Genomic DNA, 26,824 nt, shown 5'->3' on the forward strand with positions numbered 1-26,824 from the left:
GCGCGACGAGGACGAAGGGCAAAGTGTGGCCAAGACGGCAGGTGGGGGCGCGCGCCGCCCGCCGCAGCGGACGAGCACGCGGCGGCGGATGTACCGGCGCCGCCGGCTCGTGGCCGGGTTCCTCGTGCTGCTGGTGCTGGGTGCTGGGTACGGCACGCTGGACGCCTTCGACCTGGCCCCCGGCGTCCTCACCCGCACCGACCCGTGGCCGGAGGCCCAGCCGTTCCCGTCCCCAGCGCTGCCGGCGCCGGTCGCCGAGGCGGAGGTCCCCGCACTCGCCGACGATGCACCACTGCCCAGCGGCGACGCGCTGGCCGAGCTGAGCCAGGACCTGCTCTCCGACGACCGCGTCGGTCCTGACCCCGGGGTGATGGTGGTGGACGTGACCACCGGGGAAGCGCTGCTCGCCCAGCACGTCGGCCAGGAGTATGTACCGGCGTCCAGCCTCAAGGTGCTCGTTGCGGTCGCGGTAGTGGCGTCCTACGGCGACCAGCACCGCTTCACCACCACCGCCGTCACCGGCGGCGACGACCAGGTCACCCTGGTCGCCGGCGGTGACCTCACCCTGGCGGAGGGTGCGGGCGACCCGGAGGCCATCATCGGCCACGGCGGGCTCGGCGACCTGGCCGAGCAGACCGCCGCCGCACTCACCGAGGCGGGCACGACCAGCGTGCACCTGAACCTGGACGACACCCTGTTCACCGGGCCCACGCTCGCCCCGCGCTGGGGAGATGTCGACCTGTCTGGTGGGTGGGGTATGCACATGGCACCGATCGCCGTGGACATCGGCCGGATCGACGGGCAGCAGGCCCGCTCCACCGACGCCGCGATGGACGCTGCGCAGATCTTCGCCGACCACCTCGCCGACGCCGGCATCACCGTAGACCCGCAGATCGACCGCGCCGCAGCCCCGGAGGAGGCGACCGAGCTCGGCGCCGTGCAGTCGGCCACGCTCGATGAGATCGTCGCCTACACGCTGCAGCACTCCGAGAACATCCTCTCCGAGGCGCTCGGTCGGATGACGGCGGTCGCCACCGGGCACGAGGCCAGCTTCGCCGGGGCAGGGGAGGCGGTGCTGGAGGTGCTCGCCGACCTCGGCCTGGACACCTCAGGTGCGCAGCTGGTGGACACCTCCGGTCTCTCCTCGGCCAGCAAGCTCACTCCGCAGCTGCTCACCGGTGCGCTCCGGCTGACGGCCGACGGTAGCCATCCCGAGCTGCTCGCCGTGGCCGATGGTATGCCGATCGCAGGCCTGGAGGGCACGCTCGGCTCCCGCCTCACCGACGGGGCGGCCACCGGCACCCTGCGGGCGAAGACCGGGACGCTGCCGCAGGTGGTGGCACTCACCGGGCTGGTCACCACTGCCGACGGGCGACTGGTCGCCTTCACCGTGCTGGCCAACGACTTCGACCGTGGTGGTGCGCACAGCGCCCGCTCCGCCGTAGACGCCTGGGCGCGAGACCTGGCCGGCTGCGGCTGCTCCTAGACCCACACGTGCGAGCCGGCGCCGACGCGCTGTCGTTGCTGCTGGGAGTGGACGTTGCCGCCCAGGTGCACGGACACCCGTTTCGCTAGGTGGACGGTTGTCGAGGTTTCTTGATCGCTCGGCTAGTCTGAGCAAGACGCTCGACTATGCGGTGGGGGAGCCCTGCGTCTAGGCGTCGCCTGATGATGCGTCACGTGGATGAGAGGATCGTTGTGGAAAGTTCAGTTCGCCAGCTCCCGCACCGGGCAGCGGTGAAGCAGGGGATCGCTGTCGTTGGGGTGGTCGGGCTGGCCGCCGGCGCGTTGCTTCTCAGCGCGTCTGCTGCCCCGGCAGCGCCTACTGCGTTCAACCCGTTCGCGGTGAACAACGGGTTCACCATCGTCGCCCAAGGCGATGCCACGCTCGGCAACGCCGAGCTGGAAGGATCGATCGCAGCCTTCGGTTCGATCGCCTCCGGAAGACCGGACGGTTTTCCGGTGATCCACCACGCTGCAGGCAACGCCGACTACTCGGTGCCGACCATCGACGAGAGCCCGGTGCGCATCCTTGCCGGGGAGTTCGTCGGAGACGGTGCCTTCGACGTCGCCAACCGGGACGACTCCGAGACCATCGACCCCGCGTCCCCCGAGGCCAACGCGACCGTACGCCTCACCAGTGTCGATGGTCTGACGCTCGAATCCCGGAGCGGCGGCGCAGGGAGCAACGACACGGGCACCTTTGCCCGAGCCAACAGCTCCGCCGGTGGCTACCTCGACCTGAAGGCCGTGCCGTTCGAGGGTGCCGACGTCGACGACCTGCTCACGGAGCAGCCGACCGTCCCCTCCTACTTCCCCGACCTGGACGCCCAGGTGGCCCAGGCCAACCAGTGCCTGGCGGACATGTATGACCCGGAGACCGGGCTTGCCAACCCGGTCACCGTCAGTGCAGAGGGTGGGCTGGTCTACGTCGAGGACTTCGCCACCGACCAGCCGAACGTGATCGACTACGACGCGATCGCGGGCCAGACCATCAAGCTGGACCGCGCCGACGGCTACCGGCCCACGGCCGAGGCACCGCTGGTGATCCGGGTCCCTGCCGGGACCACCGAGCTGAACCAGGTCAACTTCGAGGGCTGGTCTGCCCAGGCTGGCGCTGACCAGGACCTCGCCCGGTACATCATGTTCGACCTGTCCGAGGTCACCGGTGAGGTGACGGTCGACGGTCTCGAGCTCGGCGCCCTCTGGGCACCGGAGGCCGACCTGACCTTCGGCTCGGGAATCACCACCAACGGGCAGTGGTTCGCCCAGGACGTGACCACCAGCGGCGGAGGCGAGATCCACCACCACACCTTCGGTGGTCAGCTGGTCTGCGACACCGAGGACCCCACGGAGGAGCCGACCGAGGAGCCGACCGAGGACCCCACGGAGGAGCCGACCGAGGAGCCGACCGAGGACCCCACGGAGGAGCCGACCACGGAGGAGCCGGCCGAGGACCCCACGGAGGAGCCGGCCGAGGACCCGACCACGGAAGAGCCGGCCGAGGACCCCACCACGGTGGGCCCGGACACGGACGACCCAGGCACGGATGACCCCTCCGGCGCCGACCCGGCCGGTCCTGCGGACGACGGCGGCCTCGCCGTCACCGGTGCGGACGCGGGCGGAGTGCTCGCCGTCGCTGCTGGGCTGTTGCTTGCCGGCGCGATGACTGTGCTGCTGGTCCGTCGCCGCACGCACGGCTGATGAGCAGACCAGCCCCGCGGCGCACGTGCCACGTGCGCCGCGGGGCTGGCGCCTGCACCGGGGGTCCGCGTCCGGCCGGTGCCCGCAGTCGCGGCACTGGAAGGTCGGGTAGGACCCCAGCTGGCTCGGCAGGTGTGTCGGCGGGCGTCAGGAGTCCGTAGGCTGAGTCCTATGGCCACCGACTCCGCAGCTGCAGCCACGGCCCCGCCCGAGCGCGCGGCGGTGGACTGGGACCTCGCCGCGCGCCGCGCCCGTCAGCTCACCCGCCCAGGCCCAGCGGTCCCGGTCGCCGAGGCCGGCGAGTACGTCGCCGAGCTGCGCGCCAGCGCGCATGCGGCACCTGCACACGTCGGTACCGTCACCGGCCTGCTGGACGCGGCGCAGCAGGCCAGCGCCGGCCCGGTGTACGTGCTCGACCGGCCCCGGTGGGCGGAGGCAAACCTGACCATGCTGCGAGGGTTGATCGGGGACGTGCTGCCGGCACCCACGCTGCCGTGGGGTGCGCAGGCCACCGGGGTGGAGCTCGGTGCCGTGCTGGCGCTGCTGTCCACGCGGGTGCTGGGCCAGTACGACCCGTACACCACCACCTCCGCCGGCACCGGACGCCTGGTGCTGGTGGCGCCCACGATCCTGACCATCCAGCGAGAGCTCGGGCTACGCCGCCACGACTTCGGGCTGTGGGTGTGCCTGCACGAGCAGACGCACGCGCTGCAGTTCGCCGCCGCGGACTGGCTGGCCGAGCACATGCGCACCCGGATGCGGGAGCTGATGCGGGCGCTCACCGCCTCCGGTGACGGGGCCGACCGGCTGCAGCAGCTGGTCCGCGCCGTGCCGCGGGTGCTGCGCGGCCAGCAACCCGACGGCGCCACCTCTTCGATCCTGGACGCTGTGCTCCACGAACCGGAACGGGACCTGATGGCCGAAGCGATGGCCACCATGTCCCTGCTCGAAGGACACGCGGACGTGGTGATGGACGAGGTCGGCCCACAGGTGGTGCCCACTGTGCGCAAGATCCGCCGGGCGTTCGAGCGGCGCCGCTCGGGCACCTCGCCGCTGGACCTGTTGCTGCGCAAGCTGCTCGGTCTGGACGCCAAGCTCGCCCAGTACCGCAACGGGGCGAAGTTCGTGCGCGGTGTGGTGGAGCAGGTCGGGCACCAGGGCTTCAACGCCGTCTGGACAGCCCCGGAGCACCTGCCTCGACCTGCGGAGCTCGCTGACCCGGGTGCGTGGGTGCGGCGCGTGCACGGCTGATGGCAGGTCCGCCGGTGCCGGTGGCGCAGCTGCGCCACGCAGTGCGCACCTTCCTCACCGACCGGATCCGCGACGGCCAGGCCGCTCCTGGCGACCTGGTGCTCATCGCCTGCTCCGGCGGCGCCGACTCGCTCGCCCTGGCGGCAGCTGCGGCGTTCGCGACCCCGAAGGTGGGGCTGCGCGCGGGGGCTGTGGTGGTGGACCACCGGCTGCAGCCGGGTAGCACCGCAGCCGCCGAACGTGCCGCTGCGGTGTGCACGGAGCTCGGCCTGATGCCCAGCATCGTCGTGCCGGCAACTCTCGACAGCGCCGCAGCGCCGGAAAGCGACTCTGCCCAGGGTGGCCCGGAGGCCCGGGCGCGCGCGCTGCGGTACCACGCGCTCGAGGCGACCCGGCAGCAGCAGCGAGCCTGCGCCGTCCTGCTCGGCCACACCCGGGACGACCAGGCCGAGACCGTGCTGCTCGCTCTGGCGCGCGGCTCCGGGACCCGCGCCCTGGCGGGGATGGCACCGGTGCGCGAGCGCTGGTGGCGACCGCTGCTGGGCAGCACCCGCGCCGACACCGAGGGGGTCTGCACGGCACTGGGGCTGCCGGTGTGGTACGACCCGACCAACGCCGTCGACGGCCCCTGGCAGAAGGCCGCCGGGGGGCCGTTGCCCCGTGCCGCACTCCGGCACCGGGTGCTACCAGCGTTGACCGAGGCGCTCGGGCCCGGAGTGCCCGCAGCCCTGGCACGTACTGCCCAGCTCGCCCGGGACGATGCCGACCTGCTCGACGTCCTGGCAGACGAGCTCCGCCAGCGCGCCCAGGTGGTCCACGGGCCAGACCAGGTACAGCTGAGCATCACCGCCCTCACCGACCAGCCACCGGCGCTGCGCCGCCGGGTGCTGCACCAGGCGGCCCTGACCGCCGGCAGCCCGCCCGGCGCGCTCGCGGCCGTGCACGTGTGCAGCCTGGACCAGCTGGTCACCGACTGGCGCGGGCAGGGCCCGATCCACCTGCCCGGAGCGCTCGAGGCGGTGCGAGAGTATGGCAGGCTTGTGCTGCGCGCGGCTCCGTCGGCCCGGACCGGTGGCGGGCGCCCGGATCCGACCGTCGAGCAGGAGAAGTGAGTGGACGCCACCGATATGGGCTCGGACCTGGAGAAGATCCTGCTCACCGAGGAGCAGGTCGCCACCCGCGTGGCGGAGATGGCTGCGCAGATCGATGCCGACTACACCGGCCGCGAGGTGCTGCTCGTCGGGGTGCTCAAAGGTGCCGTGATGATCATGGCCGACCTGTCCCGGCAGATGCACACCGAGCTGACGATGGACTGGATGGCGGTCTCCTCCTACGGGTCGGGTACGAAGTCCTCCGGCGTGGTGCGCATCCTCAAGGACCTGGACACCGACATCGACGGTCGGCACGTGCTCGTCGTGGAGGACATCATCGACTCCGGGCTGACCCTGTCCTGGCTGGTGGCCAACCTGCGCAGCCGCAACCCCGCCTCGGTGGAGGTGGCCACGCTGCTGCGCAAGCCGGAGTCGGCGAAGGTGGACGTGGACGTGCGCTACGTCGGCTTCGACGTGCCCAGCGAGTTCGTGGTCGGCTACGGCCTGGACTACGCCGGCCGGTACCGCAACCTGCCGTTCGTGGGCACGCTCGCCCCGCACGTGTACCAGCGCTGAGAGGTGGTGTGCTCATGCCCTGCGCGAACACGTGCAGGAATTCCCTGCCGCGTCGTATAGCGTCACCGGAGGAACTGCTAGCAGGAGGGACCCCGGCCACCGGGATCAGGCGATGAATCTGAAGAAGTTGCTGCGTGGTCCGCTGATCTGGATCCTCATCCCGATCATCGTGATCATCGTGAGTTTCCAGCTCATGAGCGGCGGCGGTGTGCGCGAGATCGACACCTCTGCCGGTCTGGAGCTGCTCCGCGGGGACACTGTGGAGCAGGCGGAGATCACCGACGGCTACCAGAGGGTGAACCTCACCCTCACCGAGGACTACGTCGCCGAGGACGGCACGAACTACGGCCAGCAGGTCGAGTTCTACTACGTGGCGCCGCAGGCCAGCACCGTGGCCGATGCCATCGCCGAGAACGACCCCTCCGGCGGCTTCAACTCGGTGGTGCCGCAGACCCCGTGGTGGTCCAGCCTGCTGATGACCATGCTCACCGTGCTGCTGCTGGTGGGCGTGTTCTGGTTCATCATGTCGCGGATGCAGGGCGGCAACTCCCGCATGATGAACTTCGGCAAGTCGAAGGCCAAGCAGGTCACCAAGGAGACGCCGAAGGTCACCTTCGCCGACGTCGCCGGTGTGGACGAGGCGGTCGAGGAGCTGGAGGAGATCAAGGACTTCCTCTCCGACCCCTCCCGGTTCCAGGCGGTCGGGGCGAAGATCCCCAAGGGTGTGCTGCTCTACGGCCCGCCCGGCACCGGCAAGACCCTGATGGCCCGTTCGGTGGCCGGTGAGGCTGGTGTGCCGTTCTACTCCATCTCCGGCTCGGACTTCGTGGAGATGTTCGTCGGTGTGGGCGCCTCCCGGGTGCGCGACCTGTTCGAGCAGGCGAAGAACAACGCCCCAGCGATCATCTTCGTCGACGAGATCGACGCGGTCGGCCGCCAGCGTGGTGCCGGCCTGGGCGGCGGGCACGACGAGCGCGAACAGACGCTGAACCAGCTGCTGGTGGAGATGGACGGGTTCGACGCGAACACCAACGTGATCCTCATCGCCGCCACCAACCGGCCGGACATCCTCGACCCCGCGTTGCTGCGCCCAGGCCGGTTCGACCGGCAGATCGCCGTGGAGTCCCCGGACCTGAAGGGCCGCGAGGCGATCCTCAAGGTGCACTCCCAGGGCAAGCCGATGGCCCCGGACGTGGACCTGCACGCGATCGCCAAGCGCACCCCGGGGTTCACCGGCGCCGACCTGGCGAACGCGTTGAACGAGGCGGCGTTGCTCACCGCCCGGCAGAACGGCACGGTGATCGGCAACTGGGAGCTGGACGAAGCCATCGACCGGGTGATCGCCGGACCGCAGAAGAAGACCCGGGTGATGAACGAGAAGGAGCGCAAGCTCACCGCCTACCACGAGGGCGGGCACGCGCTGGTGGCTGCAGCGCTGCGGTACACCGACCCGGTCACCAAGGTGACGATCCTGCCGCGTGGGCGGGCGCTGGGGTACACGATGGTGATGCCCGCCGAGGACAAGTACTCCACCACCCGCAACGAGCTGCTCGACCAGCTCGCCTACGCCATGGGCGGACGGGTTGCCGAGGAGATCGTCTTCCACGACCCGACCACCGGTGCCTCGAACGACATCGAGAAGGCCACTGCCACCGCTCGGAAGATGGTCAAGGAGTTCGGGATGAGCGAACGGGTCGGTGCCATCCGGCTCGGTACCCCAGACTCCGAGGTGTTCCTCGGCCGGGACATGGGCCACCCGCGAGAATACTCCGAGGACGTCGCTGGGCTGGTGGACGAGGAGGTGCGCCGGCTGATCGACTCCGCGCACGACGAGGCCTGGCAGATCCTCAACGAGTACCGGCAGGTGCTGGACGACCTGGCCGCCGAGCTGCTGGAGCGGGAGACGCTGAACCAGGCCGAGCTGGCCGAGGTGTTCGCCTCAGTGGTCAAGCGTGACCCGCGACCGGTGTGGCTGTCCAGCGAGGACCGGCCGGTCAGCGACATCCCGCCGGTGCAGACCCCGGTGGAGCGCGCCCAGGGTCAGGGCCAGATGGCGCCGCAGGACGAGGCCGCCGCGGCTGGTGACGACACGGTGCCCGGGCCGGTGGCCCCGGGAGGGGAGCCGGCACCAGGCACGCAGCGACCGCAGGAAGAGCCGGTCGTCGGCCCGTACGACCAGGCCACCAGTCCGCACACCCAGGGCACGGGTCTGTACGACCAGACCGCCGACGGCGGGGCGCACCCTGGTCAGGTTCCGCACGACGGCGGGGCTCACCCTGGTAGCACCCCCACCCAGGGCTGGCCTCACCCGGGCGGTGCGAATGCGGGTGAGCCGCACCCGGGTGCGGCGGGACGGGACGAGCCAGGAACCCAGCCGGACGAGCCAGGCTCCCAGGAGCGACCGTGACCGACCACGTGCCCACGAGGGAACGAGACGCAGGCGCCCCGGACGGTGCCGTGGAGCGCGCGTACGACTCCGCCGGGGTCGAGCGGGCCGTGCGCGAGCTGCTCCGGGCCGTGGGGGAGGACCCGGACCGGCCCGGGCTGCGGGACACCCCGGCACGGATGGCACGTTCCTACGCGGAGATCTTCTCCGGGTTGCGCCAGGACCCCGAGGACGTGGTGCAGACCTTCTTCGACATCGACCACGAAGAGATGGTGATCGTCCGGGACATCGAGGTCTACTCCACCTGCGAGCACCACCTGCTGCCGTTCCACGGGGTCGCGCACGTGGGCTACATCCCCTCCGAGGCCGGTACGGTCACCGGGCTGAGCAAGCTCGCCCGGCTGGTCGACGTCTACGCCAAGCGCCCCCAGGTGCAGGAGCGGCTCACCACCCAGGTCGCCGATGCCCTCGTGCGGCTGCTGGACGCCCGCGGGGTGATCGTGGTGGTCGAGTGCGAGCACCTGTGCATGTCGATGCGCGGAGTGCGCAAACCGGGTTCTCGCACGGTGACCTCCGCCGTCCGCGGCATGATGCGCAACAGTGCCACCCGCGCCGAGGCGATGAGCCTCATCGCCCGGAGCTGAGCGAACCGACGCGGATAGGGTGGTCGGGTGACCTCGAGGACGCTGGTGATGGGGGTGGTCAACGTGACCCCCGACTCCTTCAGCGACGGCGGTCAGTGGTTCGAGACCGACGTCGCCATCGCCCATGGACGCACCCTGTTGGAACAGGGGGCAGACATCGTCGACGTCGGCGGTGAGTCCACCCGGCCCGGCGCCCAGCGGGTCGCCCAGGACGAGGAGATCGACCGGGTGCTGCCGGTGGTGCAGGCGCTGGTCGCCGGTGGTGCTCAGGTGAGCGTGGACACGATGCGCGCAGCGGTCGCGGATGCGGCGCTGCAGGCCGGGGCGACGGTCATCAACGACGTCTCCGGTGGGCTGGCCGATCCGGACCTGCCCGCGGTGGTCGCCGAGCGGGGCAGCCGGTACGTGGTCTCGCACTGGCGCGGTCACTCCGATGTGATGACCGACCGTGCGGTGTACGCCGACGTCACCGGTGAGGTGCTCGCCGAGCTGGGCGACCGGGTGGCGGCGCTGCGGGCGGACGGGGTGCGCGCCGAGCAGATCGTGCTCGACCCGGGACTGGGCTTTGCGAAGGACGCCGAGCACAACTGGCGACTGCTCGCCGACCTGGACCAGCTGGTCGCCCTCGGCCACCCGGTGCTGATCGGAGCGTCCCGGAAGCGGTTCCTGGGCCAGCTGCTGGCCGAGGCCGGCTCGGAGTCCATGCCGGCGTTCCGAGACCGAGCCACCGCAGCGGTGAGCGCACTGGCCGCAGCCAAGGGCGTGTGGGCGGTGCGCGTGCACGACGTGGCCGGTAGCGTCGACGCCATCAGGGTGGCCCAGGCATGGCGGGAGGCTGAGAATGAACGATGACACATCCACGGCAGACGGCTCGGCGAGCCTCGACCAGATCCGGCTCACCGGGCTGGGCGGGATCGGCTACCACGGTGTGCTCCCCGACGAACGGCGCGACGGTCAACCGTTCCTCGCCGACCTGGTGCTGGCGGTGGACACCCGGGCGGCAGCCCTCGGTGACGACCTGACCCGTACCGTCAACTACGCCGAGGTCGCCCAGCAGGTGGTGGCGGTGATCGAGGGGGAGCCGGTGAACCTCCTCGAGACCCTCGCCGGCCGGATCGCCGCGGTCGCGCTCGCCTACGAGCCCGTGCACGCCGTCACGGTCACCGTGCACAAGCCCGAGGCACCGGTCGGGGTGCCGTTCACCGACGTGGAGGTGACCGTCACCCGCACCCGCGCCGACGAGCTGCCCGCCCTGGGTGCGGCGGCACCGGAGGAACCAGTGGGCGCCGAGGCCGCCCCGGCTGTGCTGCCCGCCGCCGTGCCACCGGCACCGGTGCCCGAGCACGTCGAGCCCGAGCCCGCTGAACCGGAGCCGGCAGCCGCCGCAGGAACGGACCTGCACGCCGCACCGGACCAGCCGGTGCCGGTGGTCATCGCCCTCGGCGGGAACATCGGCGACGTGCGCGCCACGCTCCGGGCGGTCGTCTCCGACCTTCGCGCCATGCCGGGCCTGACCGTCCAGGAGGTCTCCCCGCTGGCGCGCACCGCGCCGGTGCTGGCCCCGGACGCGGTCGCCCAGCCGGACTTCCTGAACGCCGTGGTGCTCGCCACCACCACGATGGCCCCGATGGCGCTGCTGCAGGCGCTGCAGGAGCTGGAGAACGCCTACGGCCGGCGCCGGACGGTGACCTGGGGGGAACGTACCCTCGACCTGGACCTGATCGTCTACGACGGCGTCACCTCCACCGACCCCGACCTCTCCCTGCCGCACCCGCGCGCCAGTGAGCGCGCCTTCGTCCTGGTGCCCTGGGCGCAGGCGGACCCGGACGCGTTCCTGCCCGGTCTGGGGGGCGGGCCGGTGGCCTCGCTCGCAGAGACGGCACCGGACCGAGGTGGGGTGCGCTGGTTGGCCTTGGACTGGCTGGAGGAGCCCGTCCGGCCTGCCCCCGCCCCCGGGCCGCCTGCTGTGCCACCGGCTGACCAGAGCGTTGCGGATCCCGCTGACAGCGGCGCCGGGGCGGGGGAAGCAGCCCCCGACGTCTCGGGCGAGGCCGCGGACCCGGCGGGTGCGGACCCGGCGGCCGCTGCCGCTGCGGAGCAGGCCGGACCAGTCGGTGCGCACACCGGCACTGCCGCCAGCCAGGAGAGCCTCGAGGACCTCGAGCTGCTCGCCCACGGTGACGCCGAACCGGAGCACGCAGAGCCTGCTGCGCCGCCGGTCCGACCCGGGCGCGCCAGCTTCCCACCTGCTGTGCCCCCCGAGCCGGCTGCGGCCCAGGACCCGGACCGCGAGGACCAGGCGCCCACCCACGACCCGGACGTAGATCCCGCAGGGGCCGGCGGTCCCGACCCCGCGGACGCCGGGTCGGACCCGCAGGAGGCCGATCCCCACCCGGCCGAAGAGGACTGGTTCGACTCCGCGCCCGGCGGTGGGCAGGACCCGTCCGAGCCGGGGGAGCCGGACCTGCCCTGGGCTGTTCCGCAGGAGGAGAGCGAGACCCCCCGCATGGCGCCGAAGTGGCAGCCGCTGCGCCGACACACCGACACCTGATGGCACGGCTGCGCTGGTCGACGCTCGGTGCGGTGACCATCGTCGTCGGCACCCTCTCCGCGGTCGGTCTGCGCTGGTGGACCACCCGCGGACATGTGCCGGTCACGGTCCCGCTGCTGCTCGCCGGGGTGCTGCTCGCCCTCGCTGCACTGGTGCTCGTCTTCGGCCTGCGGGTGCGGCGGGACGTGCGCGACCAGACGCTCGACGACCCCGTGGGTGCCAGCCGCGTGCTGGTCCTCGGGCAGGCTGCCGCCATCACCGCTGCGATCCACGTGGGCTACCTGCTCGCCCAGCTCGGCCTGGCGCTGCCCCGGTGGGACGCACCGGAGCCGCGGGCACAGGTCCTGCGGGTGCTGACCTGCCTGGTCGCGGCCGGCGCGCTCGGTGCGGCGGGCATGCTCACCCAACACTTCTGCCGGGTGCCGCCGGACGACGAGGACGAGGACCAGGACTCCGGCGACCACCGGCCGGGCGCCACAGCCTGACCGGAGGTTCGCCGCAGGGGACGTCGCTGCACAGTTGACGCGGACCACGGGGCTGTCCGTCAGAATGGGGGTATGGACTCCGACGCAGCGTTCGACCTGGACGGGATCACCTGGCGGCCTGTCTCACCCAAGCTCGCCCCGGTGCGGGTGACGATCGCCGTGATCGCGCTCGGTCTGCCGCTGCTGGCGGGCCTGGTGCTGGCGATCATCTTCGGCGGCTGGGTGTGGACCGCGCCCGCGGTGGTGGCTCTGCTGCTGGTGTGGGTGCTCTGGCTGGTGCCCCGCCAGGTCCGGGCGATCGGGTATGTCGAGCTGGACGAGGACCTGCTGATCCGCAAGGGGGTGATGTTCCGCTCGCTGGTGGTGGTGCCCTACGGGCGGATGCAGTACGTGGAGGTGCAGGCCGGCCCGGTGGCCCGCTCCCGCGGGATCGCCCACGTACAGCTGCACACCGCCTCCGCCCAGTCCGACGCCTCGATCCCCGGTCTGCCGGAGGCCGAGGCGGCCCGGTTGCGGGACCAGCTCTCCGCCCAGGGTGAAGCACGGCTGGCCGGCCTGTGAGCACGCCCCACCCCGGGCCCGGCGAACACCCGGCCGACCCGCCCCCACCCCCACCCGGGGCGCCACCCCCGCGTCCGGGCACGGGCACTGTGGATGCCGATGGGGTCCAGTGGCACCGCGTGCACCGGGTCACGCCGGTGCTGAATGCCTGGAAGGTCGCCGCCGCGTTGTTCGCGATCTTCGTCTGGCAGTACAGCGACACCGTCGGCCAGCTGGACCTGCCGGTCGCCCAGGTCCTGCTCATCATCCTCGGGGTGCTCGTCGTCGGGTCGCTGATCGGTCTCGGCTTCTCCACGCTCGCCTGGTCACGGACCAAGTACGGACTCTCCGACGAGAGCGTGTTCCTGCACTCGGGCATCCTGTTCCGTCAGCAGCGGCACGTACGCCTGGACCGGATGCAGACCGTGGACGTGACCCAGCCGCTGCTCGCCCGCATCACCGGCTTCGCGGCGCTGAAGATCGAGAGTGCCGGCGGAGCCGGATCCAACCTCACCCTGCAGTTCCTGCGGGAAGAGACTGCGCAGCAGCTGCGCAACGACCTGCTCGCGCGTGCGGCCGGGCTGCGGCTCGGGCGCGCACCGGCGGGCCCCGTAGCAGCCTCCACCGCCGCCGGGGCGGGTCCGGGTGCAGCGGCAGCAGGGGCGCCTGGCGGACCCGCCGCCCCGGAGGCACCCGAGCGTGCCGTGCTCGGGCTCACTGCTGCCCGGCTGCTCGGCTCGCTCGCGCTGTCCTTCGGGATCGTCCTGATCAGCCTGTTCTTCCTCGGGCTGCTGGTGGTGGTCATCGTCACCCAGAACATCGGACCGTTGTTCGCCGTCGGTGCCCCGGTCCTGGGTGCCGCCGCGTACTGGTGGGGCCGGTTCGCCGGCGAGTTCTCCTTCCGGGTGGCCACCTCGCCGGACGGTATCCGGGTACGCCAGGGGCTGTTGGAGACCAAGGCCCGCACCATTCCCCCGGGCCGGGTGCAGGCCGTCCGGTTCGCCCAGCCGCTGATGTGGCGGATCAAGGGCTGGTGGCGGATCAGCGTGAACATCGCCGGTTACGGACCGGAGGAGACCACCGGTACGGTGCTCTACCCGGTCGCGACCGAGGCAGAGGCTGCACAGCTGCTCTACCTGGTCCAGCCCGACCTGGGCACCGACCGCCCGCTGGACCTGCTGCACACCGGTCTGGTGGGTACCGCAGACGCCGAGGGGTTCGTCACCACCCCGCGCCGTGCCCGGTGGCTCGACCCACTGATCTGGCGCCGCAACGGCTATCGGCTCACCGACACCGCCACCTTGCTGCGCACCGGCCGTTGGTGGCGCTCGCTGATCGTGGTGCCGCACGAACGCGTGCAGTCCCTCGGCATGGAGCAGGGGCCGCTCGCCCGCAGGCTCCACCTGGCCGACATCGCCCTGCACTCCACACCCGGCCCGATCATGCCCCGGGTCGGCCACCTCGACCTGGGCGTGGCACGCGACCTGCTGCGCGACCTGACCGAGCGCGCCCGACGTGCCCGGCACAGCGCCGGTCCGGAACGCTGGATGGAGAGCAGCCAGCCCCCGGCCGCCGCGGCCGGGCCGTCAGATGCGGCCGCGCTCCGGGCGAGCTACGGCGGCATCCTGCCCTCCCCGGGCCTCCCGGAGGCACCGGCCTCCCGGGAGGAAGGATCCCGGTCAGGACCACCGGCGGAGCCGCAGGCGACGGAGCACCCGCAGGCACGGGACGACTAGGCACCCGACCCGGCCCTTGCCAGGACGTGCGTCGAGTGCGCCACAATAGCCCCCGTGTCTTCCCGCCCAGGCCGCCTCGGAGTTGGTGTCGTCGGCGCCGGCCGTGTCGGTGCCGTGCTCGCCAACGCCCTGCGCTCCACCGGTCACGCGATCGTCGGTGTCAGTGCCACCTCGCAGGACTCCCGGGACCGGGCCGATGCGCTGCTGCCCGGGGTACCGGTGCTCGAGGTTCCCGAGGTCGTCGAACGTAGCGAGCTGGTGCTGCTCACCGTGCCGGACGACGTGCTCGGCGAGCTGGTCGCCGGCCTGGCCACCCTCGGTGCCTTCCAACCCGGCCAGCTGCTGGTGCACACCGCCGGGCGCTACGGCGTGCAGGTGCTCGCCCCGGCCCGCGCCCGCGGTGCTATCCCGCTGGCGATCCACCCCGCGATGACCTTCACCGGGACCAGCGTGGACCTGGGCCGTCTGGTCGGTGCCCCGTTCGCGGTCACCGCTGACGCGCCGGTGCTGCCCATCGCCCAGGCGCTCGTCGTGGAGATCGGCGGAGAACCGGTGGTGCTCGAGGAGTCCGGCCGCGGCCTCTACCATGCCGCCCTCGCTCACGGCGCGAACCACCTGGTCACCCTCACCAGCCAGGCGATCCGGGTGCTCGAGACCGCCGGCGTCCCCGACGGCGGCAGCCTCCTGACCCCACTGCTCACCGCAGCCCTGGACGGTGCGCTGCGCGGCGGGGAGACCAACCTCACCGGCCCGATCGTGCGCGGGGACGCAGGCACCGTCGCCGAGCACGTCACGACGCTGGCCCAGCTCGCCTCCGCCCACCCCGAGCTCGCGGACGTGCCGACCAGCTACCACGCCCTGGCACGAGCGACTGTGCAGCGTGCACTGGCCCGGCAGCGGATCCACGAGACCCAGGCGGCCGCGCTGCTGGACGTGCTCACCAGCTCCGCCCAGCCGGGCCCGACCGCGCCGCACCCCCACGCAGCGGCCAGCGCCGCCCTGCCCGCCCCGGCGGGCAGCGACCAGGCCGGTGCTGGCCTGACCGCTACGGCCGGTGCGGAAGCAGAGGAGGGGAGGCCCGCCGTCGTGCACACCACCAGCGAGCTACGCACGGTGCGCTCGAGCTGGCAGGGGAGCACCGCCGTCGTGATGACCATGGGTGCCCTGCACGCCGGGCACCTCGCCCTGGTGCGCCATGCGCGCACCGTGGCCGACCACGTGGTCGTGACCATCTTCGTCAACCCGTTGCAGTTCGGAGCGGGGGAGGACCTGGACCGCTATCCGCGCACCCTCGAGGCCGACGTGCGCGACCTCACCGGAGAAGGGGTGGACCTGGTCTTCGCACCCACTGCGGCACAGATGTACCCCGACGGCGAACCGCAGGTCTGGGTGCGTGCCGGCACCATGGGCTCCGTGCTGGAGGGGGCGCAGCGCCCAGGTCACTTCGACGGCATGCTCACCGTGGTGAACAAGCTGCTGCACCTCACCGGCCCGGACGTGGCGGTGTTCGGCCAGAAGGACGCCCAACAGCTCGCCCTGGTCCGGCGGATGGTGGCCGATACCAACCTGCCGGTGCGCATCGAGGCGGTGCCGACCGTGCGCGAGGCGGACGGTCTGGCACTGTCCAGCCGGAACGTCTACCTCGACGACGTGGAGCGAGAAGCCGCGCTGGTGCTCTCCCGTACCGTGGCCGCCGCCGAACGCGCCGGCGCCCAGGGGCTGGACGCCGACCAGGTGCGCACCGCCGCCCGGGCGGTGATGGCCGAGGCCGACCCGGCGGTGGCAGCTGCGCCCGGCCTCGACGGGAACATCGAGGCCGCCGACGCCGTTGTACCAGGGTCGGATGGGGTGAGCATGGTCACCTGTGACTACCTCGAGCTCGTCGATGAGGGCACTATGGAACCAGTACCAGCACAGCGCCGCAGCGGCACCGCGCTGCTCGTGACCGCCGCACACGTGGGCCGCACCCGGCTGCTGGACAATGCGATCGTGCGCTGGCCGGAGGCCGGCGAGCCAGTGGGAGAGAAGTCATGACCAGCCTGATGCGCCCGATGATGGTGGGCAAGATCCACCGCGCCACGGTGACGCAGGCCGACCTGCACTACGTCGGCTCGATCACCATCGACGCCGACCTGCTCGCCGCCGCCGACCTGCTCGAGGGTCAGCAGGTGGACGTCGTGGACATCACCAACGGCTCCCGGCTGACCACCTATGCCATCGCCGGGGAAGCAGGCTCGGGTGAGGTGTGCATCAACGGAGCCGCCGCGCACCTGGTGCACCCCGGCGACCTGGTGATCATCATCGCCTACGGGTTGATGTCCGACGCCGAAGCACGCAGCTACGACCCGCACGTGGTGCACGTGGACGCCGAGAACCGGATCCGCGAGCTCGGTACCGACCCGGGCGCCGTGCCCACCGGGAGCGGGCTGGCCAGTGCAGCGGTCGGCTGGCACAGCGCCTGAAGCGACCTGCGCTGCGGTGATCGTACGATTGAGGGGTGACCGAGACCGCCCAGAGCACCCGACCGACCGCCCCGAACCAGTCTGACGCCGACCACGCCGACGGTGTGGACGTCCCCGAGCAGGTTCGGGTGCGCCGGGCCAAGCGGGAGCGGATGCTGGCCGCCGGCACCGAGCCCTATCCCGTGGCGGTGCCGGTCACGCACACCATCGGCGAGGTGCGCAGCAGCTACGCCGACGCCCTCGAACCCGGCGAGGAGACCCAGGACGAGGTCGGCGTGGCCGGCCGCGTGGTGCACCTGCGGAACACGGGCAAGCTGTGCTTCGCCACCGTCCAGGACGGCGCCGGCCAGACCCTGCAGTACATGCTCTCCCAGCGCGAGGTGGGCCAGGAGGAGCTGGACCGGTTCAAGGCCGACGTGGACCTGGGGGACCACCTGTTCGTGCACGGCCGGGTGATCGCCTCCCGACGCGGGGAGCTGTCCGTCTTCGCCGACTCCTGGCAGCTGGCCGCCAAGTCGCTGCGGCCGCTGCCGGCGCTGCACAAGGAGTCCTCGGAGGAGAACCGGGTGCGGCGCCGGCACGTGGACCTGATCACCCGCCAGCGCGCCCGGGACGTGGTACGGCTGCGGGCAGCGGTGGTGCGCTCCCTGCGGGAGACCTTCCACTCCCGTGACTTCGTGGAGCTGGAGACCCCGATGCTGCAGACCATGCACGGGGGTGCGGCCGCACGCCCGTTCAGCACCCATATGAATGCCTTTGACATCGAGCTGTACCTACGGATCGCGCCCGAGCTGTTCCTCAAGCGGGCTGTGGTCGGCGGAATCGAGCGCGTCTTCGAGATCAACCGGAACTTCCGCAACGAAGGTGCCGATTCTACTCATTCGCCGGAATTCGCGATGCTCGAAGCGTATGAGGCTTACGGCGACTACAACACGATGGCTACCCTGACCCGGGACCTTGTGGTCACCGCCGCCCAGGATGCGCTCGGCACCACTGTCATCACCCTGGGCGACGGGAGTTCTTATGACCTCGGCGGAGAATGGGCCGACATCCAGCTCTATCCCTCCCTGTCCGCAGCATGTGGGGAGGAAATCACCCCGGAGACCGGGCTAGATCGCCTCCTCGCCCTGGCTGATCAGGTGGGCCTGTCGATCGACCCGAAGACCGCCATCAGCGGAAAGGTCGTCGAAGAGCTGTGGGAGCACTTCGTCGGGGATCACCTGTATGCGCCGACGTTTGTCCGTGATTTCCCGATCGACACCTCCCCGCTGACTCGCGCGCACCGGTCTATCCCGGGCGTGGCGGAGAAGTGGGACCTGTACGTGCGTGGCTTCGAGCTGGCCACCGCCTACTCCGAGCTGGTGGACCCGGTGGTGCAGCGGGAACGATTCGAGGCGCAGGCCCGGCTCGCGGCGCGCGGTGACGAGGAAGCCATGCAGGTGGACGAGGAGTTTCTCCAGGCGATGGAATATGGCATGCCCCCCTCGGGTGGAATGGGAATGGGCATCGACCGGTTGTTGATGGCAATGACTGGGCTCGGAATCCGCGAGACGATCCCGTTCCCGCTCGTGAAACCGTTGGAGCACTGATGGCCAGCTTCACCGACATCGTCGTGGCACTCGCGCCACCATTGGGTCTTGCGACGCTCTTCATCATCGCTATTCGGGCGATGATCACCGCAGACCGCAGAGAACGGCGCGCGCAGGCCCGAGTAGAGGCGCAAGTGCGGGAGAACGCAAAGAGCGCCGAGGATTCGGACTGACGTTGCACAGTTTTGACACAGTTCCTACAGCCGTGCCAATCTTGCTTCTCGGCGTGGTATTCGCCACGACAAGTCAGCGACGAAGGAATGTGCAATGGCCCAGAAGGTTCGCGTCCTGCTCATCGACGATGTCGATGGTTCGGACGCCGAAGAGACGGTGACGTTTGCGCTGGATGGCGTCACCTACGAGATCGATCTGAATGCCAAGAATGCGGGTAAGCTACGGGACGCATTTGCGCCGTGGGTCGGCGCGGCACGGCGCAGTGGTGGTCGAAAGATCGCCGGCCGCCGGGGTTCTGCACGCAGCGGACCCTCGGAGTCGCAGAAGATCCGCGAGTGGGCCAAGAAGAACGGATACCAGGTGAGCGACCGCGGTCGCGTCTCTGCCGAGATCCGTGAGGCCTACGCGAAGGCCCACTGAAGCCCCAGGGGCACGCTCAGCTGAGCAGCACCCCCGGCTCTTCTCGAGCCGGCTCCCAGGTCATGGCACTCCATCGTAGGGTGGGGTGCCATGACCATGGTGAGGCAGTTCTGGATCGGAACCAAGGCCCAGGACTCATCCAGCGGAATCTGGCGGTTCTACAAGGGCGCAGGGAGCCCGTGGAGCGACGTCACGGCTGTGCTGATGGCCGTGGCGCCGATGCCCACGTTCCTGGCGGTGCATCCGCACGCGGAGCGGCTGTACGCCGTCGGTGAGGGCACCCGGGGTGGGGTGGCCTCCTATGACGTGGGCACCGACTGCTCCCTGCGTCGCACCGGCACAGTGGGGAGCGGGGGTCATGGTCCGTGCCACCTGCTCGTGCACCCGCAGGGACAGTGGCTGTACGTCGCGAACTACGGTGACGGAGTCCTCGGTGCGATCGAGCTGACAGAGGCCGGCGACGTCGGTGAGCACGTGCGCACCTACACCCACAGCGGCTCGGGTCCGGTGGTCGATCGACAGGACGGTCCGCACGCGCACTTCTGCGCGCTCAGCCCGGGAGGAGACTGGCTGATCGTCACCGACCTGGGTACCGACCAGCTGCGGGCCTATCCGCTGGACGAGGGGCTGCCGGAGGACGAACCTGTGCTCACCTCGCTGCCGGCGGGCTCCGGCCCCCGGCACGTGGCGATGCTCGGCAACCACCTCTACGTCGCCGGAGAGCTCAGCGGCGAGATCGTCACGGTGGACTGGGACGAGGGCACCGGACAGGGGGAGGTGGTGCACACCGAGGCGGCCTCCACTGCCGACGGGCGGCACCAGCTCTCCCACATCGAACGCGCCGGTGACCGGCTGTTCGTCGGCGTGCGCGGCGCAGACACCCTGGCCACGCTGGCGATCGCCGAGGACGGTGCGAGCACCCGGTTGCTCGGTGAGGTGCCGACCGCGACCTGGCCGCGGCACCTGACCATGGCCGGTGAGTCCGTGCTGGTCGCAGGGGAGAACGCCGACCAGGTCGCCGTGCACCCGGTCTCCGACGGGCAGGCGGGGGAGATCACCGACCGGATCGCGGTCCCCGCGCCGATGTGCGTGCTGCCGATGTGACACCGGCGCACCGGTTCGACACATGCTCCGCCGGGGCGACACCGGGGAGCACGACTCCACGTGCCAGGTATCGCCTGAACCGATTCAGCATGGGCGGCTGGGCGTGCATCGAGCAGTCCCTGCGATGCGGCACACTGGAACCATGACCTACACGCTGGTACTGCTCCGTCACGGCGAGAGCGAATGGAACGCGAAGAACCTGTTCACCGGCTGGGTGGACGTACCGCTGTCGGAGAAGGGGGTGGCCGAGGCCGAGCGTGGCGGCCACCTGCTCACCGAGGCCGGTGTGCTGCCGGAGGTGGTGCACACCTCGCTGCTGCGCCGGGCGATCACCACGGCGAACCTCGCGCTGGACGCCGCCGACCGGCACTGGATCGACGTCAAGCGGTCCTGGCGGCTGAACGAGCGGCACTACGGTGCGCTGCAGGGTAAGGACAAGAAGCAGATCCGCGAGGAGTTCGGCGAGGAGCAGTTCATGACCTGGCGGCGCTCCTACGACGTGCCGCCGCCGGCGATCGAGCCGGGCAGCGAGTTCTCCCAGGACGCCGACCCGCGCTACGCCGGTGAGCCGATCCCGGCGACCGAGTGCCTCAAGGACGTGCTGGCCCGTGCCCTGCCGTACTGGGAAGGCGAGGTGGTGCCCGACCTGCGCGCCGGCAAGGTGGTGCTCGTGGCCGCGCACGGCAACTCGCTGCGCGCCATCATCAAGCACCTGGACGGCATCGACGACGCCACGATCGCCGGGCTGAACGTGCCCACCGGCATCCCGCTGGTCTACGACCTGGACTCCGAGCTCAAGCCCACGCTCCCCGGTGGGCGCTACCTCGACCCGGAAGCCGCCAAGGACGCGATCGCAGCAGTGGCCAACCAGGGCCGCTGACCCCGCCCGCTGTCGACTGCCGCACCCACCCCCGCTCGCCCCACCCGCCCCTCCTCCGATGTGAATCGACTCAGGCGATACCTGCTGCGCGGAGTCGTGCTCCCGGGTGTCGCCCGGGCGCAGGAAGTATCGACCCCGCTGGGCGGGTGGTCGGCGCTGCCGGGGTGCCGGGGCCGGTGTGGTCTCGCCGTCGACGGCGGAGGGTCAGTCCGCGGTGTCGGGCTCCAGGTCTCCGGTCACCAGGTAGGCGATCCGCTGGGCCACGGACACGGCGTGGTCGCCGAAGCGCTCGTAGAAGCGGGCGAGCAGGGTGACGTCCACGGTCTGCGGAACGCTGCCGGCCCAGTCCTCGGCCAACGTGGTGGTGAACGTGCGCTGGTGCAGGGCGTCCAGCACGTCGTCATCGGCCTCCACCTGGGCGGCCAGCGCCACGTCATGGGTCTCCAGCAGCCGCACCACGTTTCCGGCCACAGTGTCGGCAGCCTCGGCGAGCTCGGCGAACACCGGCGCCGCCTGCTCCGGCAGCACCTGTGCCGGGTACCGCAACCGGGTCACCTGGGCGATGTGCCGCGCCAGGTCACCCATCCGCTCGATCGAGGCACTGATCCGCAGGCCGGAGACGATCACCCGCAGGTCGGTGGCGACCGGCTGCTGCCGGGCCAGCAGCGTGATGCAACGCTCGTCCAGGTCGCGCTCGATGGCGTCGATCGCGTCGTCGGCGGCGATCACCTGTTCCGCCAGGTGCAGGTCTGCAGTGGCGAGCGAGGTGGACGCCTCCCGCACCCCCTTCTGCACCTGCTTCGCCATCTGCAGCAGCCCCTCGCCGACCTGGCTGAGCTCCTGCTCGAAGATCGCCCGCATTCTCTGATCCGTCCTCTCCTCGGACACCGGGTGGTGCCGCACTGCGACCATCTCACGCCTGTGTGAACAACGACGGACGCTCAGGTGAACATCGGCTGTCGGTTCCGGACCGGCGCGAGAGCGGGCGAGCCCCGGCGCTAGTGTGACCGGTGTGGAGGACATCTGGGTGATCGTCGGGGTCGGGCTGCTGGGCCTGTTCGTCGGCGTCAGTGCGGCCTTCGCGTTCCGGTTCTCCGAGGCGGAGCAGCGGCAGGAGGGCGCCACCGACTCCCCGCCGACAGCGGTCTCGGAGGAGGTGGCGGCGCTGCTGTCGGCACTCCGGTCGACCTCGGTGCTGCTCGGGCCGGACGACGAGGTGCTGCGCGCTAGCGCGGACGCCTACGGTGCCGGCTTGGTCCGTGCCGGACAGCTCACCCACCCGGCACTGTCCGAGCTTGTCGCCCGGGTCCGCCGCACCGGCACCAGTGCTGAGGAGCAGATGCTCGTGCCCCGCTCCAGCGTGCCGGGTTCGGACCGGCTCGCCTTCGACCTGCGGGTGACACCGATGAGCGGAGGCCGGGTCCTCGTGCTCGCCGAGGACCGCACCGCCGAGCGTCGGGTGGAGGAGGTGCGGCGCGACTTCGTCGCGAACGTCTCGCACGAGCTGAAGACCCCGGTAGGGGCGATCGCCCTGCTCGCGGAGACCGCCGCAGACGCTGCCGAGGATCCCGAGGCGGTACGGCACTTCGCCGCCAGCATGCAGCGGGAGACCTCCCGGCTGTCGGCACTCGTACAGGAGATCATCGAGCTGTCCCGGCTGCAGGCGCCAGAGAGCGAGGTCGACTTCGTGGACGTTGCCCTGGGCGAGGTCATCGACGAGGCAGTGGACCGGGTACGGGTGGAAGCGGACGCACGCCAGGTGAGCATCGCCGTCGGCGGGCGCACGGACCTGCACGTGCTCGGTGACCACTCCTTGCTGGTCACCGCACTGCGCAACCTGCTGGACAACGCGCTGCGGTACTCCCCGGAGGACACCCAGGTGAGCATCGGCGTGCGCACCACCGCCGACATCGCCGAGATCGCGGTCGTGGACCAGGGCGTGGGGCTGACCCCGGAGCAGCAGAAGCGTGTGTTCGAGCGCTTCTACCGGGTGGACGCCGCCCGCTCCCGCGCGACCGGCGGCACCGGGCTGGGCCTGAGCATCGTCAAGCACGTGGCCGCCAACCACGGCGGCGAGGTGCGGCTGTGGTCTGCCCCGGGCCGTGGCTCCACCTTCACCCTGCGCATCCCGGTGGCCGATGTGGACGCGGCGCCGGTACCGACCGAAGGCGGTCCCGCCCCCACCGGTGCCCAGCACTCGGCACCGACCAACACCGAAAGAGAGGACCAGTGACCCGCATCCTGCTCGTCGAGGACGAAGAGTCCTACTCCGACCCCCTCACCTACCAGCTCACCCGGGAAGGGTTCGAGGTCCGGGCGGTCGCCGACGGGGCCCAGGCCCTGGTGGAGTTCGAGCGCGCCGAACCGGACCTGGTGCTGCTGGACCTGATGCTGCCGGGGATGTCCGGGGTGGAGGTGTGCCGCGAGCTGCGCCGGACCTCCTCGGTACCGGTGATCATGCTCACCGCCAAGGACAGCGAGATCGACAAGGTCGTCGGCCTGGAGATCGGTGCCGACGACTACGTCACCAAACCGTACTCGTTCCGGGAGCTGCTCGCCCGGATCCGCGCGGTGCTGCGCCGGCGGGTGGACCCGGTGGACGAGGACCCGACCGTGCTCACCGTCGGGCGGATCCGGATGGATGTCGACCGGCACGAGGTGCACGTAGACGGTGCGGACGTGGCGCTGCCGCTGCGGGAGTTCGAGCTGCTCGAGATGTTCTTGCGCAACCCCGACCGGGTGCTCACCCGCGGACAGCTGATCGACCGGATCTGGGGTTCCGACTATGTCGGGGACACCAAGACCCTGGACGTGCACGTGAAGCGGCTGCGCGCCAAGATCGAGGAGGATCCGGTCCGACCGACGGTGCTGGTCACCGTGCGCGGACTGGGGTACAAGATGGTCGCCCCGGACTGATCGAAGCGTTCTGCGGTTCGCCCGGCGACCGGCCCTGCTCACCCGACCGTCCCGGGCGGCACGTGCACCAGCCGCGCGCCGGCTACTCGCCCGGAGTCGTGGGGACCTTGTCCTCGTAGTACGGCAGCGTCCCGTCCAGCACCGGCACGTCCAGGGTGACCGACCCGGACTGCGACGTGGAGACCTGCACCGGAACGGTGGCCCCCGGCGCCGCCGGCACAGTGGAGAGGGCCACCTCGTGGTGCTCCGGCCCGAGCAGCAACGTCCCACCAGCGGGCACCTCGAGCTGCTGACCACCACTGACACCGTCGATCGCGAGCGTGACGTCGGCAGCACTGGTGCTCTCGTTCACCAGAGCACCGAGCACTGTGCCCTCAGCACCCTCGGCGGAGGTGAGGACGAGCAGGTTCTCCACCCTCAGCTGCGTTCCCAGCTCGGCGCGCACCCCATCGCTGGGGGCGTAGGCCTGCATCGTGGTGATCGGGCTGCACGCGCCCACTCCCAGGGCCGTCACACCGGTGAGCAACAGAGCGGCCGCGAGACGGCGGGAACTGCGAGCCACGGGGCTCTCCTTTCGGATTCAGACCTGGGCGGGCGGAGTGCTCGCCTGCCGGCTCCACCTTAGTGCCTGTCGTCAGCCCGACGTGCCGCTGTACGGGACCGCCTTCACCTCACCTGCACATCGTCGACCCGAGCGCGAGCCGACTCGGGCGCGGTGCCGTATCGGATGAACCGTGCAAATGCAAGGAACCCGGCGGCTGGGGCGGTCGATGGCCGTGGTAAAGTAGAGGCCGCGAAAGGGGAGTGCGAGCACATGACCTTCACAGTCGGCGAGACCGTCGTCTACCCGCACCACGGTGCAGCTCTCATCGAGGAGATCTCGAAAAGGATCATTCGAGGGGAGGAGAAGCTCTACCTCCGGCTCAAGGTGGCACAGGGTGACCTGACCATCGAGGTCCCCGCCGAGAACGTCGACCTCGTCGGTGTCCGCGACGTCGTGGGCAAAGAAGGTCTCGAAGAGGTGTTCGAGGTGCTGCGAGCGCCCTATACCGAAGAGCCGACGAACTGGTCCCGCCGCTACAAGGCGAACGTGGAGAAGATCGCCTCCGGTGACGTCATCAAGGTGGCTGAGGTCGTGCGCGACCTGTCCCGCCGGGACGCCGACCGTGGCCTGTCCGCCGGCGAGAAGCGGATGCTGGCCCGAGCCCGGCAGATCTTGGTCTCCGAGCTCGCCCTGGCCGAGAAGACCGAGGAAGAGCAGGCCGAAGCGCGCCTCGACGAGGTCCTCGCGTCCTGAACCCGCAGACAGTCCTGCGGTCATGACGGCGGTGGTCGCCGTGCGCACCGCTGGTGGCAGCGCAGCACGTCCAGGTGCCGACCTGCCTGAGAGGGTGCTGCGCAACATCGCGATCCGGGTGATCGGCAACCGGCCGCGTCTCGGGCCCGCCGGGAGGAGGCGCAGCGGCTGCTCAGCCAGGCGGCCGGCGCCCAGGTCACCATCTCGGCCACCACCACCGACATGCTCGGCTGCACCGGTCGCGACGAGGGGCTGGCGGCCATCGCCACGGCGCTGATCGTGCCTCGTGACGATCTGATCGAGCCGATCTAGGCCCAACGCCGTTCGGTTAGCCGTCGGGTCCGGTCGTCAAGATCTTCGTGTGGAGTGTCGCTGGATAGGTTCGTCGGTCGATGGTGTCTCGGCCTTTGGCGCGGTATTTCGAGATCGCGCGTTTGATGACTCGCTGCCGGGTGCGGGTCCGGCGTGCTGGCATGACCTCGTCCAGGAGGGCGGCGCCGATGCGCCCGATGAGATCGATCGTGGTGCCGGTGATGGTGCCCGCGGCTTGGATGATCTGATCGCGTGCTGTCCGCAGTGCGGTGGTGAACGAGAGCCGGTCAGGATCGAGGTCTGGACGGGCCAGAGCGGTGTCGCTGATCGCGATGCGCAGCACCTGGTAGGCGGCCAGCAGTGCCCAGACCTCTTGGGTGACGGCGGCCGGGTGCTTGCCGCGCAGCACCCGGCCGGCAAGGATCGTGGACTTCAGCTCGCAGTAGGCCGTCTCGATCTCCCAGCGTTCGTGATAGAGCCGGAGCAGTGCCTGTGCCGGTGCTTGCTCGGGATCCAGCAGCGTGGTGATCAGCCGGTAGTTGCCAGTGCGGGTCCCGGACTCGGTGATGATGGCGATCTGGGCGTTGATCACTCGAACGCTCACGCCTCGTGCTTGGGCGAGGTAGGAGCCGTCGGGAAGCCGTTCCTGCGGCACCAGAGCCATTGCCCCGTTCCCGGTCTTGGCCCGGATGAGGAAATCGGCGCCCGCGCCGTCATGAACGTCGCTGAAGACCTGGTAGGTGGCGAAGTTCCGATCCCCGAGCAGCAGCATCCCAGGGCGCAATGCACCGGTCAGCTGCCGGGCATAGCCGAGCTCACCGACCCGGTCGGACCCGAACACGGCCTCGATGACGGTCCTGGTCCCGCAGGCCAGCAACGCGACCAAGCGCAGGAACGGGTAGCCGGCTTCCCCGTTCGGGCCGCCGCGGGGTTTGGGGAAGGCCACCTGATTCGCCTCGGTGTCCGCGACCGGGATCTGGGTGCCGTCGATCGCTACCACCAGGCGGCCCGCGAACCTCACCGAATCCTCGGCGTGGGTGGCCGCGGAGCCAGCGAGCAGCGTGAACAACTCACGCAACGGCCCGGGCCCCACCCGCCGCATCGCCTGCACGATCGAGGACTTCGCCGGTCTCGGCACCAGCACGGACAACCCGCTGCTCAACCGCCCCCAGACCTGCTGCCACCCCTGCTCAGCGAACAAGGCAC

The 26,824-nt window shown here is 70.8% G+C and carries 24 protein-coding genes and 2 pseudogenes; 23 read left to right on the forward strand and 3 right to left on the reverse strand.

The genetic code is table 11. The features are described from left to right. Nucleotides 1-25: 25 nt before the first annotated feature. The 20 genes and pseudogenes from dacB (at nt 26) to K338_RS0112090 (ending at nt 21,093) form a co-directional block, all read left to right on the forward strand. Entirely contained in the window at nt 26-1,486 is a 1,461-nt protein-coding gene (gene dacB, locus K338_RS0112000) for a D-alanyl-D-alanine carboxypeptidase/D-alanyl-D-alanine endopeptidase (RefSeq protein WP_157612382.1), read from the forward strand. A 251-nt stretch (nt 1,487-1,737) separates the two neighbouring features. Next, nucleotides 1,738-3,204 (forward strand): collagen-binding domain-containing protein, encoded by a 1,467-nt coding sequence (locus tag K338_RS25995; RefSeq protein WP_051154790.1) that lies wholly within the window; start codon nt 1,738-1,740, stop codon nt 3,202-3,204. Nucleotides 3,205-3,375: 171 nt separating this feature from the next. Then, nucleotides 3,376-4,455: a zinc-dependent metalloprotease gene (locus K338_RS0112010; RefSeq protein WP_022918418.1), complete on the forward strand. Its 1,080-nt coding sequence runs from the start codon at nt 3,376-3,378 to the stop codon at nt 4,453-4,455. After that, complete coding sequence (gene tilS / locus K338_RS0112015) at nt 4,455-5,567, forward strand: tRNA lysidine(34) synthetase TilS (protein WP_027286766.1); 1,113 nt, start codon at nt 4,455-4,457, stop codon at nt 5,565-5,567. Before K338_RS0112010 ends, tilS begins: the two co-directional genes overlap by 1 nt. Further along, nucleotides 5,568-6,122, forward strand: a complete 555-nt coding sequence (hpt, locus tag K338_RS0112020; protein WP_022918420.1) for a hypoxanthine phosphoribosyltransferase — start codon at nt 5,568-5,570, stop codon at nt 6,120-6,122. Between the two features lie 112 nt (nt 6,123-6,234). Then, nucleotides 6,235-8,529: an ATP-dependent zinc metalloprotease FtsH gene (gene ftsH, locus K338_RS22330; protein WP_022918421.1), complete on the forward strand. Its 2,295-nt coding sequence runs from the start codon at nt 6,235-6,237 to the stop codon at nt 8,527-8,529. A gap of 50 nt (nt 8,530-8,579) precedes the next feature. Then, nucleotides 8,580-9,152, forward strand: a complete 573-nt coding sequence (gene folE, locus K338_RS0112030; RefSeq protein WP_027286767.1) for a GTP cyclohydrolase I FolE — start codon at nt 8,580-8,582, stop codon at nt 9,150-9,152. A gap of 27 nt (nt 9,153-9,179) precedes the next feature. Next, nucleotides 9,180-10,004 (forward strand): dihydropteroate synthase, encoded by an 825-nt coding sequence (folP, locus tag K338_RS22335; RefSeq protein ID WP_040653738.1) that lies wholly within the window; start codon nt 9,180-9,182, stop codon nt 10,002-10,004. After that, the gene (gene folK, locus K338_RS25575; protein WP_022918424.1) at nt 9,994-11,703 is read left to right on the forward strand and encodes a 2-amino-4-hydroxy-6-hydroxymethyldihydropteridine diphosphokinase; all 1,710 of its coding nucleotides are present in this window, start codon (nt 9,994-9,996) and stop codon (nt 11,701-11,703) included. The genes folP and folK overlap by 11 nt, the downstream gene beginning before the upstream one ends. After that, a complete protein-coding gene (locus K338_RS0112045) occupies nt 11,703-12,188 on the forward strand; it encodes a DUF3180 domain-containing protein (protein WP_157612384.1) in 486 nt (161 codons plus the stop codon). The genes folK and K338_RS0112045 overlap by 1 nt, the downstream gene beginning before the upstream one ends. Before the next feature lie 72 nt (nt 12,189-12,260). Then, on the forward strand, nt 12,261-12,749 hold the full coding sequence (locus K338_RS0112050) for a PH domain-containing protein (protein ID WP_022918426.1): 489 nt from the start codon (nt 12,261-12,263) through the stop codon (nt 12,747-12,749). A gap of 119 nt (nt 12,750-12,868) precedes the next feature. After that, on the forward strand, nt 12,869-14,464 hold the full coding sequence (locus K338_RS22345; RefSeq protein ID WP_051154792.1) for a PH domain-containing protein: 1,596 nt from the start codon (nt 12,869-12,871) through the stop codon (nt 14,462-14,464). A 45-nt stretch (nt 14,465-14,509) separates the two neighbouring features. Then, nucleotides 14,510-15,415: pseudogene (locus K338_RS25845) on the forward strand (Rossmann-like and DUF2520 domain-containing protein); the annotation flags it as partial. A gap of 144 nt (nt 15,416-15,559) precedes the next feature. After that, nucleotides 15,560-16,498 (forward strand): annotated as a pseudogene (gene panC, locus K338_RS25850) (pantoate--beta-alanine ligase); the annotation flags it as partial. Next, complete coding sequence (panD, locus tag K338_RS22355; protein WP_022918429.1) at nt 16,495-16,926, forward strand: aspartate 1-decarboxylase; 432 nt, start codon at nt 16,495-16,497, stop codon at nt 16,924-16,926. The pseudogene panC and the gene panD, both read left to right, overlap by 4 nt. Before the next feature lie 35 nt (nt 16,927-16,961). Beyond that, nucleotides 16,962-18,515 (forward strand): lysine--tRNA ligase, encoded by a 1,554-nt coding sequence (gene lysS, locus K338_RS0112070; RefSeq protein ID WP_022918430.1) that lies wholly within the window; start codon nt 16,962-16,964, stop codon nt 18,513-18,515. Continuing rightward, on the forward strand, nt 18,515-18,688 hold the full coding sequence (locus K338_RS25585; protein ID WP_022918431.1) for a hypothetical protein: 174 nt from the start codon (nt 18,515-18,517) through the stop codon (nt 18,686-18,688). Before lysS ends, K338_RS25585 begins: the two co-directional genes overlap by 1 nt. 94 nt (nt 18,689-18,782) lie before the next feature. After that, nucleotides 18,783-19,109: a histone-like nucleoid-structuring protein Lsr2 gene (locus K338_RS0112080; protein ID WP_022918432.1), complete on the forward strand. Its 327-nt coding sequence runs from the start codon at nt 18,783-18,785 to the stop codon at nt 19,107-19,109. 90 nt (nt 19,110-19,199) lie between these two features. After that, a complete protein-coding gene (locus tag K338_RS22360; RefSeq protein ID WP_022918433.1) occupies nt 19,200-20,213 on the forward strand; it encodes a lactonase family protein in 1,014 nt (337 codons plus the stop codon). Nucleotides 20,214-20,355: 142 nt separating this feature from the next. Beyond that, complete coding sequence (locus K338_RS0112090; protein WP_027286768.1) at nt 20,356-21,093, forward strand: phosphoglyceromutase; 738 nt, start codon at nt 20,356-20,358, stop codon at nt 21,091-21,093. 204 nt (nt 21,094-21,297) lie between these two features. On the opposite strand, the gene phoU is transcribed toward K338_RS0112090, so the two are convergent. Continuing rightward, on the reverse strand, nt 21,298-21,954 hold the full coding sequence (gene phoU / locus K338_RS0112095) for a phosphate signaling complex protein PhoU (protein ID WP_022918435.1): 657 nt from the start codon (nt 21,952-21,954) through the stop codon (nt 21,298-21,300). Nucleotides 21,955-22,105: 151 nt separating this feature from the next. Between phoU and K338_RS22365 the strand changes: the two genes are divergently transcribed. Both K338_RS22365 and K338_RS0112105 read left to right on the forward strand, forming a co-directional pair. Then, a complete protein-coding gene (locus K338_RS22365) occupies nt 22,106-23,326 on the forward strand; it encodes a sensor histidine kinase (protein ID WP_051154801.1) in 1,221 nt (406 codons plus the stop codon). Further along, entirely contained in the window at nt 23,323-24,009 is a 687-nt protein-coding gene (locus K338_RS0112105; protein WP_022918437.1) for a response regulator transcription factor, read from the forward strand. Before K338_RS22365 ends, K338_RS0112105 begins: the two co-directional genes overlap by 4 nt. 82 nt (nt 24,010-24,091) lie before the next feature. Here K338_RS0112105 and K338_RS22370 read toward each other — a convergent pair whose 3' ends face one another. Then, complete coding sequence (locus K338_RS22370; RefSeq protein WP_022918438.1) at nt 24,092-24,571, reverse strand: hypothetical protein; 480 nt, start codon at nt 24,569-24,571, stop codon at nt 24,092-24,094. A gap of 252 nt (nt 24,572-24,823) precedes the next feature. Here K338_RS22370 and K338_RS0112115 point away from each other — a divergent pair, with 252 nt between their 5' ends. Beyond that, the gene (locus tag K338_RS0112115; RefSeq protein ID WP_022918439.1) at nt 24,824-25,306 is read left to right on the forward strand and encodes a CarD family transcriptional regulator; all 483 of its coding nucleotides are present in this window, start codon (nt 24,824-24,826) and stop codon (nt 25,304-25,306) included. Nucleotides 25,307-25,634: 328 nt separating this feature from the next. Here the strand turns inward: K338_RS0112115 and K338_RS0112125 are convergent. Beyond that, the coding region (locus tag K338_RS0112125) for an IS4 family transposase (RefSeq protein ID WP_027286769.1) at nt 25,635-26,824 on the reverse strand (1,190 nt) is incomplete at its 5' end.

It is taken from the genome of Ruania albidiflava DSM 18029 (genome assembly GCF_000421225.1).
GTDB classification, from domain to species: domain Bacteria; phylum Actinomycetota; class Actinomycetes; order Actinomycetales; family Beutenbergiaceae; genus Ruania; species Ruania albidiflava.

Excerpts from the sequence above, each read along its gene's own strand:
- K338_RS0112010 (WP_022918418.1), top strand. The coding sequence starts at position 3,376 with ATGGCCACCGACTCCGCAGCTGCAGCCACGGCCCCGCCCGAGCGCGCG.
- tilS (WP_027286766.1), top strand. The coding sequence starts at position 4,455 with ATGGCAGGTCCGCCGGTGCCGGTGGCGCAGCTGCGCCACGCAGTGCGC.
- ftsH (WP_022918421.1), top strand. The coding sequence starts at position 6,235 with ATGAATCTGAAGAAGTTGCTGCGTGGTCCGCTGATCTGGATCCTCATC.
- folK (WP_022918424.1), top strand. The coding sequence starts at position 9,994 with ATGAACGATGACACATCCACGGCAGACGGCTCGGCGAGCCTCGACCAG.
- K338_RS0112045 (WP_157612384.1), top strand. The coding sequence starts at position 11,703 with ATGGCACGGCTGCGCTGGTCGACGCTCGGTGCGGTGACCATCGTCGTC.
- K338_RS0112050 (WP_022918426.1), top strand. The coding sequence starts at position 12,261 with ATGGACTCCGACGCAGCGTTCGACCTGGACGGGATCACCTGGCGGCCT.
- panD (WP_022918429.1), top strand. The coding sequence starts at position 16,495 with ATGACCAGCCTGATGCGCCCGATGATGGTGGGCAAGATCCACCGCGCC.
- K338_RS25585 (WP_022918431.1), top strand. The coding sequence starts at position 18,515 with ATGGCCAGCTTCACCGACATCGTCGTGGCACTCGCGCCACCATTGGGT.
- K338_RS0112080 (WP_022918432.1), top strand. The coding sequence starts at position 18,783 with ATGGCCCAGAAGGTTCGCGTCCTGCTCATCGACGATGTCGATGGTTCG.
- K338_RS22360 (WP_022918433.1), top strand. The coding sequence starts at position 19,200 with ATGACCATGGTGAGGCAGTTCTGGATCGGAACCAAGGCCCAGGACTCA.
- K338_RS0112090 (WP_027286768.1), top strand. The coding sequence starts at position 20,356 with ATGACCTACACGCTGGTACTGCTCCGTCACGGCGAGAGCGAATGGAAC.
- phoU (WP_022918435.1), bottom strand. The coding sequence starts at position 21,954 with ATGCGGGCGATCTTCGAGCAGGAGCTCAGCCAGGTCGGCGAGGGGCTG.
- K338_RS0112115 (WP_022918439.1), top strand. The coding sequence starts at position 24,824 with ATGACCTTCACAGTCGGCGAGACCGTCGTCTACCCGCACCACGGTGCA.